Here is an 18,551-nt window from a genome sequence, read left to right on the forward strand (position 1 = left end):
TTTAGAAAATGAAAGTCTTGCATTAAAAGTCCATCGTTTTAACTAAGGAATGAGACCAATGAAAAGGATAATATTATTCATTACATATCTGCAGATTTTAATATATCGCTGGCATAGTTTCCCCAATCTTTTAAAGCGCTTTTTAAAATATCACTCAATTGCTTTTTATTTACGGGTTTCCCTTTGGAAGGAATTTTAAGCTTTGCATCCGCCACTTCTAAATCACTTACTTTAGTGGCAAACCAGGTAATGTGTTCACGAGGCAAGGCAACACCCAATATCATACCGGGTAATCCGCTAAAGGTTTCAGGACCACCGGATACAGGAATCGCATCAGTATAAAAAGCAACGACATAGATAGAATCCATTATTAAGGCATTTGCCCTTCTACAATCATATCCTGCAATGTTTCTAAATTCATCCGTTATTTTCCAGTTTATTTTGCGTATCGAATCCTTAACAAGATAAGTTTCTTCATAAATTGATTTTTGATTAATGCTGGTTTCAGTTTTCAGATTAGTTAAGATAATATTATTCTGCTTTGCGGAGGCAAAACTATTCAGCCAGTTGTTAGTACCACTTTCATCCGGTAGCGGATTGAAAAAAGTTTGGTTATTCTTAAATGTAAGCTCACTTTTTAAGGTCTTAAATTGTGGATTGTTATTTTGGTATTCTTCCAGCGCCTTTGCACTCCAAAAATTATCAGGGTATCGTGTTGCCTGGTCTTTAAGCAGGGCATAAACGTTTACCTTCTTTTCAAATTCTATCATACCCTGGTTTACAAATCGTGCATTTTGTGCCATTGCACAATTCATTGTACAAATAAACACCAGTATAGCATATCTTAATTTCATTACCATAATTTTTAAAGGTCAATTTTAAATTGTTTCGCAAATCGCAAGCCATTTAGAATGGTCGATTATTTTTGAGGAGTGCCACCGCCCATTTTATTAAAATCCCAAACTAAGGAGAACATAAAATAACGGTTGATATTATTATAACTGGTTTGGGTGATCATGTTTGAATAGGAAGATCTATTGAAACCACGATTCTGATTAAATAAGTCATTTCCACGAATGGTAAATTTCAGGTCTTCACCTTTAAAAAAGGCCTTTGTAACAGCAGCATTAATAATTATTTGTTCAAAACTGGTATCAAAAGCTGGCGATTTAGGCGTGTAAGTGTATTCACCATCGGCCCTGATTTTTATTTTCTTAGGCAAATTGATCCCGATGCCTCCATAACCCTGCATTCCCCACCCCTTATTAGCACGATCTTTTTGTAAAGAAGCTACCTGCGCATTATAACTCGGACCAAAGTTAATATAGAATTCACTCTTATCATTGTATCTGTTAATGTCTATTGAAGGATTAAAACGAGTGGTTACTATTTGGTTTAATTCGACAGCCTCACTTAACTGGCTTTTTACATAACTATAATTCGTATTGCCGCCTGCATTTAAACCTAGGCCAACATTGGCATCAAACAAAAACTTAATCTTTCTTCTAATGCCGCTATATAAGTTATAATTAATAGGGGTTTTATCTGATAGATTTACAGATCTGGCTATTGTTTTTCCAGATGCATCTGTTTCTGTACTGCTTACAATTGCTTTATTAACGAAGCCGAAACTACCGTTTATGTATACCGATTGCTGGCTTAAAACTTTATATGAGTTATAATTCACATTAAAACGGCTATTAAATGCCGGGGCCAAATCAGGGTTACCCAAAGGTTGATATAATGGATTGTCATTTACCCTTACTGGCTGCAACTGGTCTACAGAAGGTTGATTGGTATTGCCATTATAACTAATCCGTAAAGACTTTTGAGCAGAAAATTTGTATAAATAGCTCGCCTGAGGTAGCCAATTTATAAAACTCCTGTGATAACGCTGATTTGATAACTGTTCCAGCTGATCGAACTTTACTGCACTCAACTTGCTACCAAAACTAATGGTTGTTTTTAGTTTTTTATAATTAAAAACGGCTCCACCCTGGTTAATATATTGAGTAGCTTTAAAATCATTACTAAATTCTGGATCAAGAACATCATAATTTCCCGGTGAAGATTGATTAAAAGATTTACGATCAGAACGGCTATCATTAATCCCAAAACCATAATTCAGCACCAAGGCCATTGATTTGGTAATTGGCTCATTATAAGTAATATTGGTACTTAAAGTAGCGTTTTGAGTATTATTTTTCTTAAACTGGTCGGTTAGCTCCTGTCTGAGAAACGCACTGGATTCATCAAAATAATTAACATCCGAATATAAAAAGCCTTCACTATTTATCACATTAAATCTCTGGCTAATATTCACAGAATAATTACGCCCCAGTTTTTTAAGTTTCTTGGTGTAAAAGGCAGAAATATTAAAATTCTGTTCTTTACCATTATTCCTGTTTGATTGAATATTGCTATTTAGCTTTGAATTATCTCCTCTTAAACCGATACTCTTTAAGTCAGATGTATTATCGCTGTTTTTAAGCAACCCATCCACTGAAACTTTGAGGTTACTTGTGGTATCTAATTTGATCGTATATGTGGCATCAATTTTTTGTCTGAATACATTTCGATCAGAGTTTTCATCAGTATTTGTATTGATAATGCCATCGGGTAAATTATTTTGACTAATGGTATTTTTATTGGTTTTAATACCTAATGATCCTAATTTATAATTTGTATTTATAGTTTCTTTATCATTATTCCATTTATTATCATAATGTGCTCCACCAGTTAAAGCTCTTGGTATTCCTTCTCCGTAATAATTACCGTTCTCTAAGTCGTCTCCACTGCCATAACTAAACCACATGCTTCCATCTTCACCCATTTGCATGTTGTCTCCGCCGGTATTTAGTTTATTATTGTCCTGCCAACTCAGTCCGGTTGTACCATTATTACCCGCCGTACCATAAACAGAGAACTTTTGTTTGGCCTTGAAACGGTTAAACAAAGCCTGGCCCTGGTAGAAGTTATCCGTACCATAACCAGCATCAACTTTTCCGAAATAACCACTTTTTTTATCTTCTTTAAGCTTAATATTTATGGTTTGTGTTTTCTGTCCGTCATCAACGCCTGTAAATGCGGCCTGATCGCTTGATTTTTCATAAAGCTGAACTTTATCTACCATATCAGCCCTTAGGTTTTTGGTAACCAGTGTAGGGTCATCACCAAAAAATTCTTCGCCATCTACCAGTACTTTTGGAACGGTTTTCCCTTGCGCAGTAATCTTACCATCTTTATCAACCTGTATCCCTGGAAGTTTTTTTAATAAATCTTCAACTTTATCATTTGGCTGTATACTATAACTTGATGCATTAAATTCTGTAGTATCTCCTTTAATTTTAATAGCAGCTCTTTCTCCCTTGATAATCACATCTGCCAGAATTTTAGCCATTCCGGTTAAATTAATCTTTCCAAAATCGATGTCTTTTTTAGTAGAATCCAAAGTAAAGTGATCAACGAAATCGGCATACTTTGGATAGGATACCAGGAGGATGAATTTTCCATTTTTGATGCCGTTAATTTCGAAAGAGCCATTTTCGGCAGACCGGGTGAATTTTACCAGGGTAGAATCTTTGGCATTTAATACGGCAATCGTTGCACTTGAAAGGAGTGTAGTGGAAGCGGTGTCAATTGTGCGGCCCTTAATCTGATGAATGTTTTGTGCCTTTAAACCAGACATAACAACAACCAGAAAGCACAAAGAGAGGAGCGTTCGTTTCATAAACAGATGATTAGTTTTTCTGCCACAATATAAAACTAATGCCTTAGTTAGGAAAGGCTTTAACCTTTTTTAACCATTTAATCATATAGTTTTTACATTACTAAAAAAATTATCTTTAACAAATTTTTAGCGCTTATGAAACTACCCTCTTTACAGCATCTTTATCAAGGTTTAATAGCCGTAATTAAACGCTTTCCGGTTCAATGTATATTCATCATCATAGCAACAAGCTGCTGGGCTTTCTATGTTAATATTGATAATTACGACAATGATTCCAATCATTATCGGCTTTTGAACTTATTGGTTAAAGCGATTTTTATCAGTAACCTCGGCCTTGCACTTACCTTGGCTTTAGATCTATTGGCCGAAAAAAAACAGTTTAAGCTGCAAAAAAAGTGGTTGATCAGAACGCTCGCAGTTTTATTCTGCATTTTACTTTTCTTTTTGTTCGATCTGAACAACAACTTTTCTGATCAGTTGCGGATTGCTTTACTGGCTTTTGCGTTTCATTTATTCGTGGCCTTTTCTCCCTTTATGGATCAAGGCCACATTAATGGTTTCTGGCAATTCAACAAGGTTTTATTCCTGCGCTTTCTTACGGCTGCACTTTATTCTGCTGTTTTATACGGAGGTTTATCTATTGCACTTGTAGCTATTGATGGCTTATTTAATGTTAATATTCGCTGGCAGATTTACTTAACGGTTTTTGCAATAATAGCAGGCGGTTTCAGTCCGGTTTTCTTTCTGGCCGGTGTACCCCGAAACTTTCAACAGTTAGATGAAGATGTATCTTACCCAAAGGGATTAAAGATTTTTACGCAGTTTGTGCTCATTCCGTTAATGACCATTTACCTTGCCATTTTACTGTTTTACGAAATCAAAATCATCATCAGCTGGTCGCTGCCAAAAGGCATGGTTTCCAGTTTAATAATCGGCTACACCGTATTTGGAATCCTTTCTCTCCTCCTCATTTACCCAATGAAAGATAAGGAAGGCAATAGCTGGATAAAGCTTTTCTCGCGCTTCTTTTATACCATGCTGTTGCCGCTCATCGCACTGCTTTTATTGGCCGTTTGGAAAAGGGTTGGTCCGTATGGGATTACCGAAAGCCGGTATATCCTGATCATCATCGCCATTTGGCTTACCTGCATTACCGCATATTTTCTGTTCAGTAAGAAAGAGAATATTAAAGTAATCCCGATCAGCCTCGCAATTATAACGCTTCTCGCTGTTTATGGCCCGCAAAGTGCAAGTGGCCTTTCCGGATATTCTCAGTTAAGCAGGCTGAAGACAATATTCAATTCAAAATCAACTGAAGCCCTGGAAGAGAAGCCAATGATCATCAGGTACCTGGTGTCGAGACATGGTTTGAGTGTTTTGCAGGGTTTTACTAAAAAAGATTTAGGGCGTATAGAAGAAGCCATCAATATCAAATACTTTCGCCGGTATGCAAGGGAAGAAGCGGCAATAGACTCTGCCTTTTCTATTTTGAAGGTTAGCAGTGAACAAAGTGTTAATAGTAGTTCTGAATATTCATTTACTAATTCAAATCACGAATTTTACGATATCAAGGGTTATGACTACTTCATGAATATCAACAGCTATGAGGATGTGCAGAAGGTTTTGGAAGGCGTAAAAATAAAAGTTGATCGCAGGAGTGATAATGATATCGTTGTTATTAATCTGGGAGATACCGAGAAAATTACGGTTGACATTGCCGAAATTTTTGATCGTGCTGTGGCCCAGGCCGACCAAGAAAAATTAAAACCTGCAAAAAATACAAGGGAATTCTTTGTCCCTGAAAAGGAGTTCTCCTTTTCTAAAACTGTTAATCATTATCAATTTACCTACGTAATCGAAAGTATCCGCGGCTATAAAAGCAGGGGTAACACAAAGGGTGGATGGTTCAATGTAGAAGCCCATTTGCTGATTAGGAAATTATAATTTAAAAAAGCAAGCTAGCGCCCAGGAGCAATTTCATATGATTTACTGTTCTTTATATAAAGAGTAACTTCGTATTTATTGAAGTAGGAATCCAGCGACCAATTCATCGTTCCTCCGTCATGGCGAGGCGGCTTTTTCAGCCAACGAAGCAATCTCTCTTACCAAATAGATTGCTTCGTCGTACCTCCTCGCCATGACGGAATTTCGAGATAGCAAGGGAATCTGGCATCACAATCCAAACCTCGCAGGTTTAGATTGTCTGATAAACAACTTTTAAAACCTGCGAGGTTTAGAAAAAAAACTTCCTACAAATCAAATTTAATGCCCTGCGCCAATGGCAAAGTATTCGAATAATTAATCGTGTTGGTTTGCCTGCGCATGTACGCTCTCCAGGCATCAGATCCACTTTCCCTTCCTCCGCCAGTTTCTTTTTCACCCCCAAATGCGCCACCGATTTCGGCTCCTGATGTACCGATGTTTACATTGGCAATACCACAATCAGAGCCCTTGGCCGATAAAAATAATTCTGCCTCTCTCAAATTTAAAGTCATAATTGCCGATGATAAACCCTGTGGCACACCGTTTTGCAAAGCAATCGCTTCATCTAAGGTTTTATATTTAATAAGGTATAAAATGGGCGCAAAGGTTTCATGCTGCACAATTTTGAAATCGTTTTTTACTTCCGCAATACAGGGTTTTACATAATAGCCACTGCTGTAATGATCGCCAGTTAATACACCACCTTCAACCACAAAATTCCCACCTTCTGTTTTACACTTTTGTATCGAATCTAAATAGGCTGTAACTGCATCTTTGTCAATCAGCGGTCCGACATGATTATTTTGATCCAATGGATCTCCAATGCGTAACTGATCATAAGCTTTCACCAGTTTTTCTTTAAAAACATCGTAAACACTTTCCTGAATAATCAGCCTTCTGGTAGAGGTACACCTTTGACCAGCCGTACCAACAGCACCGAAAACAGCCCCGATTAAACTCATATCCAAATCGGCATGTTCTGAAATAATAATTGCATTATTGCCACCTAATTCCAGCAGCGTTTTACCCAGGCGGGCGCCCACTGTCGCAGCAACTTCCTTTCCCATCCGTGTAGAACCGGTTGCAGAAATCAATGGCACGCGGCTATCATTGGTCATCACCTCTCCTACTGTCCTATCGCCTAAAATTAAGCTGCAAACACCTTCTGCTACCTCATTCTCTTTTAAAACCTGTGCGATAATATGTTGACAAGCAACTGCCGTTAACGGTGTCTTTTCTGATGGTTTCCAGATGCAAACATTCCCACAAACCAAAGCTAAGGCTGCATTCCAGCTCCAAACTGCTACCGGAAAATTAAATGCAGAAATAATCCCCACTATCCCCAACGGATGCCACTGCTCGTACATCCGGTGATTCGGGCGTTCGCTATGCATGGTTAAGCCATATAACTGGCGCGATAAACCCACCGCAAAATCGCAGATATCAATCATTTCCTGCACCTCACCAAAACCCTCCTGCAGGCTTTTCCCCATTTCATAAGAAACCAAGGTACCTAAAGCCTCTTTATTTGCCCGTAAAGCATCGCCGAATTGCCTCACAATATCACCACGTTTTGGTGCCGGCACTGTTCGCCAATCTGCAAATGCAACTTGCGCAGTTTCTATAACCTGTTGATAATCTCCGGTAGTGGCCACCTTTGTTGAAGCAATCAGTTTTCCATCAACCGGAGAAAAACTTTCCAGCGATTCGGCATTTGCATCACCGCCCCAGCTACTTCCTGTGCTGAAAGCTGCATTATTGGCTTTTACACCTAACTGATCCAAAATGGATTGAATATTTGTAGTCATATATCTAACGATTTACACAAAAAAACAAAAAATTAAGGGAAAGCGGGTACATTTGAGTCGTTACTTTATCACAATAATTTAGATGTTGTTTTAAACCTAACTGACTTACATAATCATAGAAAATGAATAAAAAATTCCTCACCTGTAGCGCCTTATTGCTTTCCCTTTTTGTGGTTAGCCATGTTTCGGCTCAGGAAAAACCTGCAGAAAAATCTCCGGACTTATCTGTTTATCGCGTTACGCCAACCAAAGTGAATGATTTAGTTCATACCAAACTTGATGTATCGTTTGATTACGCCAAGCGCTATTTAAACGGAAAAGAATGGGTAACCCTTAAACCGCACTTCTACCCGACAGATTCTTTAACGCTTGATGCCCAGGGGATGGATATCAAAACCGTTGCGTTAGCTGGTGCAAAAGGAAATACTCCTTTGAAATATGTGTACAACGACAATAAGTTGTTTATCACCTTAAATAAAAAATACACCAACACCGAAAAGTATACGGTTTACATTGCTTATACGGCAAAGCCGGATGAATTAAAAGTAAAGGGTAGTGCCGCAATTACGGATGCAAAAGGCTTGTATTTTATCAATCCGGATGGAACAGATAAAGATAAACCCACCCAAATCTGGACGCAAGGGGAAACGGAATCTTCTTCGGCATGGTTTCCAACAATTGACAAACCAGATCAAAAAACCACGCAGGAAATTTCGATGACGGTTAAATCTAAATACACAACTTTATCCAACGGTAAATTAGTGAGCCAGAAACCAAACGCCGATGGTACCAGAACTGATACCTGGAAAATGGAATTACCGCATTCGCCTTATTTGTTTATGATGGCTATTGGCGATTTCAAAATCACAAAAGACACTTATAAAGGCAAAGAAGTAAATTATTACCTCGAGCCGAAATTCGCACCCTACGCTAAACAGATTTTCGGTAAAACACCAGAAATGATGAAGTTTTACAGTGAAACGTTGGGCCTGGATTATCCCTGGAACAAATACGCGCAGGTAGTGGCCAGAGATTATGTTTCCGGCGCAATGGAAAATACCACGGCAACATTACATGGAGAACAGATTCAAAAAACAGACCGTGAATTGTTAGATGGCAACGAAGAAGGGACCATCGCGCATGAGCTTTTTCACCAATGGTTTGGCGATTATGTTACGGCAGAATCATGGTCTAACTTAACCATGAACGAATCTTTTGCCACCTTTGGCGAAATCATCTGGCACGGCCATGACGCTGGAAAAGAGGCTGAAGATAAATCGCGCTACGAGAAACTACAATCCTATATCAGTTCTACAAAAAATGGCGAAAGTCCGGTTTTGGCTCGTTTTCATTATGGAGATAAAGAAGACATGTTCGATAATGTGAGTTATGCCAAAGGATCGGTGATTTTATATGCATTGAAAAACCAAATGGGCGATGCTGCTTTTTATAAATCACTCAACAAATATTTAACTACCAATGCTTTTAAAAATGGCGAAACGCATCAGCTGCGCTTAGCAATGGAAGATATTACTGGTAAAGACTGGAGCCCATATTTTAACCAATGGTACTATAATGGCGGTCACCCGATTTTAGCTGTAGATTATGGCTATTCAGGTGGAAAGGCCACCATTAAAGTAAAACAGACCCAGGATTCGGCAGTACAAACATTCACTTTACCTGTTAAAATTGACATTTACTTCGGTGGAAAGAAAATCAGTAAAGAAATACTAATCAATAGCCGCGAACAAACTTTTTCTTTTGAGGTAAGTACTAAACCCGATTTAATTGATTTCGATGTAGATAAGATTATCGTAGGTGAGTTGAACGACAATAAAGTTGCCGAGAACTATTATTTCCAATACAAAAATGCACCAACTTATGCCAACAGAATTGAGGCTTTGCAATTCATTATGCAGAGTAAGGCAAAAAGCGGTCAACAGATTTTATTGGCAGGCTTAAAAGATCCTTCAGGAGATTTACGTGCATTAAGTATTGATGGATTAAACCTGGAAGATGCACAAATTAAAGCAGCTGCAATCCCTGTTTTACTTCAATTAGCGAAAACAGACCAGGATACGGAAGTAAGATCTGCAGCAATTTCTAAGTTAGCAGAAACCGGCGACCAGGCCTATAAAAGTTTATTAATAGCAAGTACCAAAGACAGGTCTTATCGTGTAATTGCAGCGGGAATTAGCGGACTTGCAAAACTTGCACCGCAAGAAAGCTTAACTGCTTTAGCTGCTTTGGATGAGGACACTAAAAATCATATTGCCCCATCAATCGCTACGCTTTACATCAGCGACCCGAAAGATGAGCACCAGGAATTTTATGCCAATATTACCAATAAAGGAACCCGGAATGAAGTTTTTGCAGTGATTGGTCAGTACTTTCAATACCTGCGGGCTAACACTAACCCAGCTGTAACGGAAAAAGGCTTACAAAATATTAGCAATGTAATTGAAAGGTTAAAATTGCAGGCTTATTTAAACAAGCAACTCTCCACTGCTTATGAAGCAACCGCAGAAGGCAAATCTACACAAGCCAACTCCGCAAGTGGGGAAGCAAAAACAAACCTGAACAAACAGGCAGCGTTATTTAAAAAAGCAGCTGCAGTTTTAGGGAAAGAATAAGGTCAAGACCATAAAAGAATATCATTTAACAAGAAAAGCCCTGCATTGCGGGGCTTTTCTTGTTAATGTTACCTCTTAATAATTATAATTATCTCGGCGATACATACGTTAAGGTATCGGTTGCCGCTCTGCTCACTGGGCTTGCGCCCCACTTAAAGGAAAGATAGAAAGTTTTGGTTGCCGGGTCATAACGATTATCATAAGCAGGATCATTTGCTAAACCTAGATTTGCGGTACTTTTCATGGTTACTTTATTCGTTGTAGGATTAACATTGATAGTTAAACCATCAATACCGCCTGCACCACCACCATCAGCCCAAATTTGAGCAAAATTGACAGCATTAGCACCATTACTTGGTAAATCTTTACTTAAACCTTTATAGAACCCGGTTAAACCGCCAGTATCACCTTCTCTAAAAACATATCCTTTTAAGCTATATTTTCCATCATACTTGTTTCTAACCGCAACCTTAATTACCACCGAACCAAACTTTTTGCTGATTACTTCTCCTGATGCATCTTTAATGGTTACCGGAAGACCATAGGATATTGCCGGATCAAGGAGTGTACTTATAAACTTTACAGGAACCTGTACCCGGCGGGTGTTGGCCGGAATGGTAATGCTTACAGGCATGGTAAAAGCGTTGCCTGGCACTATCGTTAACGCCGGATCTGAAGCATGTGCCGCATTATATGTAGCGAGTGCCGATGGATCAATAGACAATGTTACCTTGATATCAGTAGGTTTTGTAGTTGATGCAGCGTAATTAATATAAAAAAGATAATCGCTGGGTGCATCTTGCTGAATCAGTGAAGTAGTTAAGGAATTTACACTACCATCACCAACTGGTGAGCCAACCGGAATTTCTACAACAGGTGTTGTGGCAGAAAAATCTGGCTGTTCATTTTTATTTTTTAAGCAAGAAGATAGGCTTATTACGCAAAGCGCAGCAATTAAGCCTGTTAATATATTTTTATTTTTCATCTTTTTGTGATTATTATTTAACATCCCAGAAAATTCTAGACGTAAATTGGTTGATTGTACCTTCTCCAATAACATTAGCCGAATTGGTATTATATTCCCTTTGCGGATACAACATTCTTACCGGAATCTTTTTAGTGGTTACCGTAGAAGCAATGGAAATCGGCATATCTGCAGGTAACTCTAAACGTCTGTAATCCGTCCATGGTTCTATTGCATTGGTACCGTTCATTGCTGCCCATTTTTGTTTAATGATCAAAGCAATTTTATCCGCATTGGCAGACCATGTAGCAACAGTTTGATCGGCCAGGTAGGTTGTAGCTTCTGCCTCTGTTAAGCCAAGGTATACGAAGTTTGCAGTTACTGCTGCTTCATAAGCTGTTTGTGCAGAACCGCTGATATACCCCCTTTGAGCAGCTTCAGCCTGTAAAAACAAGCTTTCAAAATCAGTGATGATTGGCTGAGGCTGATCATATGATTTTAATACGCCCTTACCAATACTGGAAACGGTTACAATGGTTTGATCAAAATTAACATCTTGCCCCCACACTAAACTCACATAGTTACTTCCTGCACCATCATTCACAGTATTGTATAGTCTGCCCAACCTTGGGTCGTCATTATCCTGAAGGAAATTTAAACCATAACTGCTGGCTAACATATAACCATGTGAAGCCGTTCTGGTTCCATCAACGCCATAACCGTACACCGCCCAAAATGGGTTTTGCTTACCTGCAGTGTTTAAATAGCCCGGGTTGTTAAATATGCCGTCTCCTTTTCCGATAAAACCTAAACCATTTGCCGTAATCTTTGCAATCTCATCTTTAATGTACTGTTGTCTGCCAGGCATTTCAGATTGTCTCAATAGCAGTCTCAACTTTAAGGTATTGGCAAATTTACCCCATTTCTGTGCGTTTCCTTTGGCATAAATATCCGCAGCAGCATCAGCCGGGCTAATAGTTGCCGTTTTAAATAAGGTAGCTGCAGTATCAAGCTGTTTTGCTAAATCTTCATAAATATCCTGGGCCTTATCATATTTTGGGTTCAGGAAAAGAACTGATTTTGAAGCCTGTGTATAAGGCACATTACCATAGAAATCTACCAGATACTGATAATCCCAGGCTTTCATGGTTTTAGCAACTGCTACGAAAAAATTCTGTCCGGCGGCTCTACTTTGTGTCTCTAAATAAGTGTAATCATTCAGGTTATCGTAAAGGTTAGCCCAAAGTACTGTAGAGCCACTCCAGTTGGTGGTAAAGTTATAGGAACGCTCTTCATACCAGCCAGAAACGCCGCCTGGTGTCATCCAGTAATTCATCCACAAGGCTGCAAAACTGTAAAAGATAGACCCACCAGTTGTATAAGCCGCGGTATTATTTAATGCACCGGTTAAAACCAAAGCTGGTTTAACTACTGTGGCATTATTTGGATTCTCGTTAATATCTAAAAAATCCTTTTTACAGGCACCTAACAATAATATTGCTGATACGGTAAACACATATATTAATTTCTTTTTCATCTCTTATTCATTAATTGTTAAAAGCCAATGGTTGCAGTGAAACCATAAATGCGGGTTGGCGGCGTCTGATTTAAGTTATTTACACCTTGTGCATTTCCCGTTCCTACATTAATTTCCGGATCGGTATAAATGTTATCGCTCGGTCTGAACATAAACAGGTTTCTTCCAATCAGGGCAATGCTGGCATTTTTAATAAACTTAGCCCTGTTTTGGAGCCATTGGGTTGGCACATGGTAAGCCAAAGAAAGCTCTCTGATTTTCCAGAATGCAGCACTCATTACATAGTTAGAAGCGGTATTGGTGCGAATCCCATCGCCCCAGAATGAGCCGTTACCCTGAATCGTTGTGGTATTGGTATTCGGCACATACACCCCTGGTGAGGTTTCAATAACTGAATTAGGATAAATGAAACGCTCACGTCCTGCCTGACCGGAAGTATAACTAATCCCGGCAAAATCAAGTGTACTGGCAAAACTATTGTAGAAAACATTACCACTGCGGTATTCTGCTACACCAGATAAAGTGAAGTTTTTGAAAGTGAAGCTGGTGTTAATACCCAACACACTGCTAGGATTGGTTTGTCCGAAATCTTTATTAATTGGATTAGAAAGTGGCAAGCCGGTATTTGCATCTACAATTACGCGACCGTCCGGATCTGTTTGATAACTACTTACCTGTAATGAAGGAAAACTCTGGCCTACCACGATATAGTTATTATCGCCAATACCCAATTGGTTCTGACCTTGATATAGTGACAGTACCTTATTGGTGTTATAAGAATAATTCACACCAACATTCCATCTAAATCCATTTGACAGACCTATAACCGGTGCAGCATTTAAGCTAAACTCAATCCCTTTGTTTTCGCCCTCACCTGTATTAATAATGGCACTGTTATAACCTGTTGTACCAGATAAATCTATCCCGTTAATAATCTCCTGGTCTTTGGTGTTTTGAAGATATGCAGAAGTTTCTAAAGTAATGCGGTTATTTAAAAAGCCGATATCAAAACCAATTTCCTTTGAAATTGTCTGCTCTGGTTTTAAGTTTGGATCATACACGGTATTATCAATTGAGTAACCTGCAGTGCCGCCATATGGGAAGTTCCCTGCCGGGCTTATAGTAGAAACCAATCTATATGGATCTATCTGCACTGCATACACTTTTGAGATTCCTCCGCGGATTTTTAAATTACTAATTATCTTGCTCTCCTTTAATGCCGGAATCGCATCCGTAAGGGTTAAAGCTGCATCAATTGCAGGATAGAAGAAAGAACGGTTACTTTGTGCCAATCGCGAATCCCAGTCATTTCTACCAGAAATATGGATGGTTAAGTAATCATTGTAAGTAGCCGTTACATCACCAAAAACACCCAATTGACGGGAGTTGCGTTCCGTTTCAGAACCTACAATTTCACCCGTTCGGTTATTAATGTTAAACAGGTTATCAACCACTAAATTTGAACCGGATTGCGATAGGTATTTGTAATTCTTCTGGATTACCTGCGCACCACCTATCAGCGTAAATTTAAATTGATTAAACGTTTTAGTTGCGGTAGCCAGAAAATCTCCTGTGTATCTGCTTTCAAATTCATTATAATCGCCTACTGAAGACCTAACATATTGCGTAGCAGCTGCTGCTTTACCAGAGTCATGCGCAAAGTCTGAATATGTAAAGGCATAATTCTTATTTTTGCCCTGGGTGTTTTTGCTGCTAAAACCACCTCTGGCCAATAAGCTCAACCAATCTACCGGCTTATAAGTGAAGGATAAATTACCCAATAAATCATCTCTTCTTTCATTGTTACGGTATTGTTGTAAGCCAAAATAAGGACTGCTGTAATAATCATTATAGTAATCATTAGGGTTACCATATTTCGAGGTCAAATCACTGTACTCTGTTAAAGGAACATTACCTGGTGTATTAATAATATTATTATATACCTGGTTGGTACTTTTATCGTAGTTTCTCTGCGTATAATTAAAGGAATAATCGGCGAAAAACTTATCCAGTTTACGTGTTCCGTTAATCCGGATGGCTGTTCTGTTCGATTTATCACCGGGTACATATCCCTTACTATTTACGCGTTGCAGGTTAATGTACGTGGTTCCGTTTTCATTTCCACCAGAGTAAGTAAGATCGTTTTGTTCATCAATCCCGGTTTCAAAGAAGCTTTCTTTCTCTCCATCTTTATAGCTATAAGGAACCATCTGGTATGTGCCATCTTCCAGCACGCGACCTAGTGGCCTGATGCTGCCATCAAAACGTTCTCCAAAGGTTTGATTTTCAAAAGGCGTATATAACCCAAATCCAAAATCATCCTGTGTAGTTCCGCCACCAAACTCCTTCTGCTCCTTAGGGAAGTAACTTAAACGATTTAGTAAAGTTGAATTAGTAAAGCTTATGCCACCTCCATTAGGAGTTCCCCTTTTGGTACTTACAATGATTACACCGTTTGATGCATCTGAACCATAAAGCGCAGCAGCGTTGGCACCTTTTAAGATGTTCACATTTTCAATATCATTCGGATTGATCGAATTTAACTGACTAAGCGGCACAATAATCCCATCCAATACCAAAAGCGCCTGATTGTTTCCGGTAAAAGACCGGTTACCACGCAACACAACCCTTACCTGATCACCTGCATCGATTTGGTTATTTGCCTGGTTAATCTGTAAACCGGCAACCTTACCGGATAAACCTGTTGCAAGGTTGGTTGGCCTGCTGGAAGTTAAGGCTTTACCTGTTACCTGTTGCGTAGCATAACCAATTTCTTTTGGCTTACGTTTAATTCCTAAAGCGGTAGAAATCGTAACCTCACTCAGGCTTTTCGAATCCGGCTCAAGGCCAACATTGAAATTTGATTGTGAACCAACTGTAATTTCCTTAGCTACAAACCCAATGTAAGAGAACTGTAACACATCATTTGGACTAACATTGATTGTAAATTTTCCATCAGAACTGGTGGAAACGGCTTTACTTGTCGCCTTTACACGAACACTTACACCTGGAAGAGGCAGCCCATCGCCAGATGCAATCACTTTTCCAGTAACATTTTTACTTTGCGCATTTGACTGAATGATGCCACAAAATAAAAATATGACTAAACACAGTACGAGTTTTTTCATAATTCTTTAGCTTGTTTTAGTTAATAATCCCCGAATTACAGTTATTTCTTTCAATAAATCAAAATTTTTAACATATATCTTTAAAAAAGATTAAATTGCTTTTAAATTATCACTAAAATGTTTTAGCATGAAAGAGTTTCTATACAAAACCCTTACTAAAAACTACTTATTTTAGCTTTTTTTATATTTGTTTTCATTCTGGTTTCTAAAAAATATTTTATCAGAATGAAACTAAACGAAAGACATTATCTTTTTAACTTTTTATAAAATAACTCATGAAAAAACTTGCTTTTTTTCTGCTCTTTATTGCAGCAGTAACATCGTCTTCTGCACAAAATGTAACGGTAGGCCCGGGCGAGAAACCGCTTTTAAAAACTCTTATAAAAACTCCGGTAGAAGGAAGCGCTTATTTTAATGATCGTTATGGCAAAGGGAAAATAAGAACTGTTAGCCAAAAAGAGTTTGAAGTCAAAAACCTCCGGTATAATTTAGATACCCAGCAACTGGAATATACAGAAAATGATCAGGTGTATGCCATTCAGGATTCTGTGCAATCTTTTACGCTTTCTGACCCATCCGGAAAAATCCACACCTTCGAAAAAGTAAAAAATATTACACCCCGGCCGTTTTTTGAGCTCTTGGTTAACGGACATAAAAAATTATATAAATTAAACGAGGCAAAAAAACAAACCACTGAAGATTACTATACCAAAAGAAAAACAAGCAAAATGGTGCGTCAAGACAGCTACTTTGCCAGCGAAGATGATAAATTTCAAAAGATTAACCCATCTGTAAAAGGATTAAGCAGCGTGTTGGCCAATCAGCGTGAGCAAATCAAAACGTTTATTACACAAGAAAACTTAGACTTAAAATCAGATGCCGACCTGGTTGCGGTGTTTAAATTTTACAATAGCCTTTAATTAAAAGCTTCGGGTCCGAAGGCAGCTAAAAACATTCGGACCCGAAGCATTTCAACATGCTGCTTACTTTTACGGCCCAATCCTGGCAAATGCTGATATAAAAATCATTCATAGTGACTAGTTTTTACGCAACAGATCCACTTTCTGTCCGGATTTAAGCTTCACTTCATCTCCTATCTTTCCTGACTTCGGCATTACGTTAGTGCGATATATTTATCCTATTTTTGTAAAAGAAGGGAAAAGGAACCGCGATGTTGAAAAAATCTATCGATTATCCACACATCATTATTGCAACAATAAGCTTTATTTTCAGCCGTTTACATCGTTTTCAACAATCGATGTTAATAATTATTTCTAAAGCGGATAATTTAATTTGGTAAACTTATATTGTATTTTTCTGCCAATTGGCACGGTTCTTTAATTTAATTGTATATGGAAGAAGAATTCTTTTTTGAATCCAACGAAGACGCACAACGTTCGGTAGAACGCTACGAAGAGATGATCCGTAATCAGGATCAATACTTTTTCGATGCAGGCGCCTTTGAGTATATTGTAGATTTTTACATTGAAAAAAATGATCCGGTAAAGGCTTTGCAAGTGGTAGATTACGCTGTTAATCAACACCCTTATGCAACCGTATTTTTAATCAAGCAGACACATCTTTATATTTTAACAAACGATCATGACAGGGCTTTTCTTGCCTTGCAAAAAGCCGAATTACTGGAACCATCAGAACCGGATATTTACTTATTGCGTGGTAACATTTACCAGAATACCGAACGTTATAGCGAGGCACTGGAAAATTATGAAAAGGCTTTAAGCTTGGCAGAAAGCACAGATGAGGTACTTTTGCAAATGGCTTATGTGTATCAAAGCATGGGCGATTATGAAAGTGCAATTACTTATATTAAGCTTAGTTTAGAACAAAATATGGAAAACCAGGATGGCCTTTACGAGTTGGCCTTCTGTTACGACGTGTTGGATAAGCAGGAAGAAAGCATCAAATTTTATCAGCAATACATCGATACCGATCCTTATTCTTATGCGGCCTGGTATAACCTGGGCAACAGTTTCCATAAGCTGAATCTTTTTGAAAAAGCCATCGACGCTTACGATTATGCCATTTTAATCAAAGAAGATTTCAGCTCTGCTTACTTTAACAAAGGTAACGCATTGGTGCAATTGGATAAATACGACGAAGCGATAGAGGTTTATAAGCACACTTTTGAGTATGAGCAACCCAATGCAGACACTTACTGTGCCATTGGCGAATGCTACGAGAAGTTAGAAAAAATGGATGAGGCCCGTTCATATTACAAGAAATCGGTAAAAATGGACCCGAAGATGGCTGATGCCTGGTTCGGGATAGGCGTAACCCTGAACCATGAAGAACGTTATTTTGAATCTTTGCATTTTTATAAAAAAGCAATCGATTTAGAAGCTGAAAATCCGGATTTCTGGTTTGCGATGGCTGATGCCTACTATAAGCTTGGTCAGATTGAAGAATCCATAGTAGCTTACGAAAAGGTTTTGGAATATAATCCTTTGGATATAGAAGCCTGGCTGGATTTCAGTACGGTGCTATACGAGCAAGGCAAATTATTAGAAGCATCGGAAACGATGGCAGAAGCGATAAAGAATAATCCGGAAGCCGCCGAACTTTATTACCGCATGGTGGCTTACCTGTTTGCACTTGGAAATTATGCAGATGCACTGGGATTTTTAGAAACTGCGTTAACCACTGATCCGGATAAGCACTATATTTTGTTCGAGTATTTGCCTCAATTGCAGGATAACAGCGCCATTATCAACGTTATTAACCGCTATATTAGATAACAGCCTTTTGAG

The 18,551-nt window shown here is 38.5% G+C and carries 10 protein-coding genes; 4 read left to right on the forward strand and 6 right to left on the reverse strand.

Annotation, left to right across the window (positions count from 1 at the left end; translation table 11 throughout):
• Window positions 1-80: 80 nt before the first annotated feature.
• Window positions 81-854 (reverse strand): GLPGLI family protein, encoded by a 774-nt coding sequence (locus GJU39_RS04350; RefSeq protein ID WP_154279477.1) that lies wholly within the window; start codon window positions 852-854, stop codon window positions 81-83.
• A gap of 65 nt (window positions 855-919) precedes the next feature.
• Window positions 920-3,730: a TonB-dependent receptor gene (locus GJU39_RS04355; RefSeq protein ID WP_154279478.1), complete on the reverse strand. Its 2,811-nt coding sequence runs from the start codon at window positions 3,728-3,730 to the stop codon at window positions 920-922.
• Window positions 3,731-3,865: 135 nt separating this feature from the next.
• Here GJU39_RS04355 and GJU39_RS04360 point away from each other — a divergent pair, with 135 nt between their 5' ends.
• Window positions 3,866-5,674, forward strand: a complete 1,809-nt coding sequence (locus tag GJU39_RS04360; protein WP_154279479.1) for a DUF4153 domain-containing protein — start codon at window positions 3,866-3,868, stop codon at window positions 5,672-5,674.
• A gap of 305 nt (window positions 5,675-5,979) precedes the next feature.
• Here GJU39_RS04360 and amaB read toward each other — a convergent pair whose 3' ends face one another.
• Window positions 5,980-7,521: an L-piperidine-6-carboxylate dehydrogenase gene (gene amaB / locus GJU39_RS04365; RefSeq protein ID WP_154279480.1), complete on the reverse strand. Its 1,542-nt coding sequence runs from the start codon at window positions 7,519-7,521 to the stop codon at window positions 5,980-5,982.
• A 122-nt stretch (window positions 7,522-7,643) separates the two neighbouring features.
• Here amaB and GJU39_RS04370 point away from each other — a divergent pair, with 122 nt between their 5' ends.
• The gene (locus GJU39_RS04370) at window positions 7,644-10,154 is read left to right on the forward strand and encodes a M1 family metallopeptidase (protein ID WP_154279481.1); all 2,511 of its coding nucleotides are present in this window, start codon (window positions 7,644-7,646) and stop codon (window positions 10,152-10,154) included.
• Window positions 10,155-10,242: 88 nt separating this feature from the next.
• Here the strand turns inward: GJU39_RS04370 and GJU39_RS04375 are convergent, their stop codons facing one another.
• Genes GJU39_RS04375 through GJU39_RS04385 form a run of 3 tightly spaced genes read right to left on the reverse strand, consistent with a single transcriptional unit; the run spans window position 10,243 to window position 15,783 of the window.
• The gene (locus GJU39_RS04375) at window positions 10,243-11,139 is read right to left on the reverse strand and encodes a DUF1735 domain-containing protein (RefSeq protein ID WP_167515636.1); all 897 of its coding nucleotides are present in this window, start codon (window positions 11,137-11,139) and stop codon (window positions 10,243-10,245) included.
• Window positions 11,140-11,152: 13 nt separating this feature from the next.
• Complete coding sequence (locus GJU39_RS04380; RefSeq protein ID WP_154279483.1) at window positions 11,153-12,655, reverse strand: SusD/RagB family nutrient-binding outer membrane lipoprotein; 1,503 nt, start codon at window positions 12,653-12,655, stop codon at window positions 11,153-11,155.
• Between the two features lie 17 nt (window positions 12,656-12,672).
• On the reverse strand, window positions 12,673-15,783 hold the full coding sequence (locus GJU39_RS04385) for a SusC/RagA family TonB-linked outer membrane protein (RefSeq protein ID WP_154279484.1): 3,111 nt from the start codon (window positions 15,781-15,783) through the stop codon (window positions 12,673-12,675).
• Between the two features lie 275 nt (window positions 15,784-16,058).
• Between GJU39_RS04385 and GJU39_RS04390 the strand changes: the two genes are divergently transcribed.
• Together GJU39_RS04390 and GJU39_RS04395 are read left to right on the forward strand one after the other, a co-directional pair.
• On the forward strand, window positions 16,059-16,703 hold the full coding sequence (locus GJU39_RS04390; protein ID WP_154279485.1) for a hypothetical protein: 645 nt from the start codon (window positions 16,059-16,061) through the stop codon (window positions 16,701-16,703).
• A 432-nt stretch (window positions 16,704-17,135) separates the two neighbouring features.
• Entirely contained in the window at window positions 17,136-18,539 is a 1,404-nt protein-coding gene (locus GJU39_RS04395; protein ID WP_154279486.1) for a tetratricopeptide repeat protein, read from the forward strand.
• Window positions 18,540-18,551: the final 12 nt, after the last annotated feature.

This window comes from Pedobacter petrophilus (assembly GCF_009674725.1).
Classification (GTDB): Bacteria; Bacteroidota; Bacteroidia; order Sphingobacteriales; family Sphingobacteriaceae; genus Pedobacter; species Pedobacter petrophilus.

What these genes read in the sequence shown, in the direction of transcription:
- GJU39_RS04355 (WP_154279478.1), bottom strand. Translation starts at nt 3,730, where the DNA reads ATGAAACGAACGCTCCTCTCTTTGTGCTTTCTGGTTGTTGTTATGTCT.
- GJU39_RS04360 (WP_154279479.1), top strand. Translation starts at nt 3,866, where the DNA reads ATGAAACTACCCTCTTTACAGCATCTTTATCAAGGTTTAATAGCCGTA.
- GJU39_RS04395 (WP_154279486.1), top strand. Translation starts at nt 17,136, where the DNA reads ATGGAAGAAGAATTCTTTTTTGAATCCAACGAAGACGCACAACGTTCG.
- GJU39_RS04370 (WP_154279481.1), top strand. Translation starts at nt 7,644, where the DNA reads ATGAATAAAAAATTCCTCACCTGTAGCGCCTTATTGCTTTCCCTTTTT.
- GJU39_RS04390 (WP_154279485.1), top strand. Translation starts at nt 16,059, where the DNA reads ATGAAAAAACTTGCTTTTTTTCTGCTCTTTATTGCAGCAGTAACATCG.
- GJU39_RS04375 (WP_167515636.1), bottom strand. Translation starts at nt 11,139, where the DNA reads ATGAAAAATAAAAATATATTAACAGGCTTAATTGCTGCGCTTTGCGTA.
- GJU39_RS04380 (WP_154279483.1), bottom strand. Translation starts at nt 12,655, where the DNA reads ATGAAAAAGAAATTAATATATGTGTTTACCGTATCAGCAATATTATTG.
- GJU39_RS04385 (WP_154279484.1), bottom strand. Translation starts at nt 15,783, where the DNA reads ATGAAAAAACTCGTACTGTGTTTAGTCATATTTTTATTTTGTGGCATC.
- GJU39_RS04350 (WP_154279477.1), bottom strand. Translation starts at nt 854, where the DNA reads ATGAAATTAAGATATGCTATACTGGTGTTTATTTGTACAATGAATTGT.
- amaB (WP_154279480.1), bottom strand. Translation starts at nt 7,521, where the DNA reads ATGACTACAAATATTCAATCCATTTTGGATCAGTTAGGTGTAAAAGCC.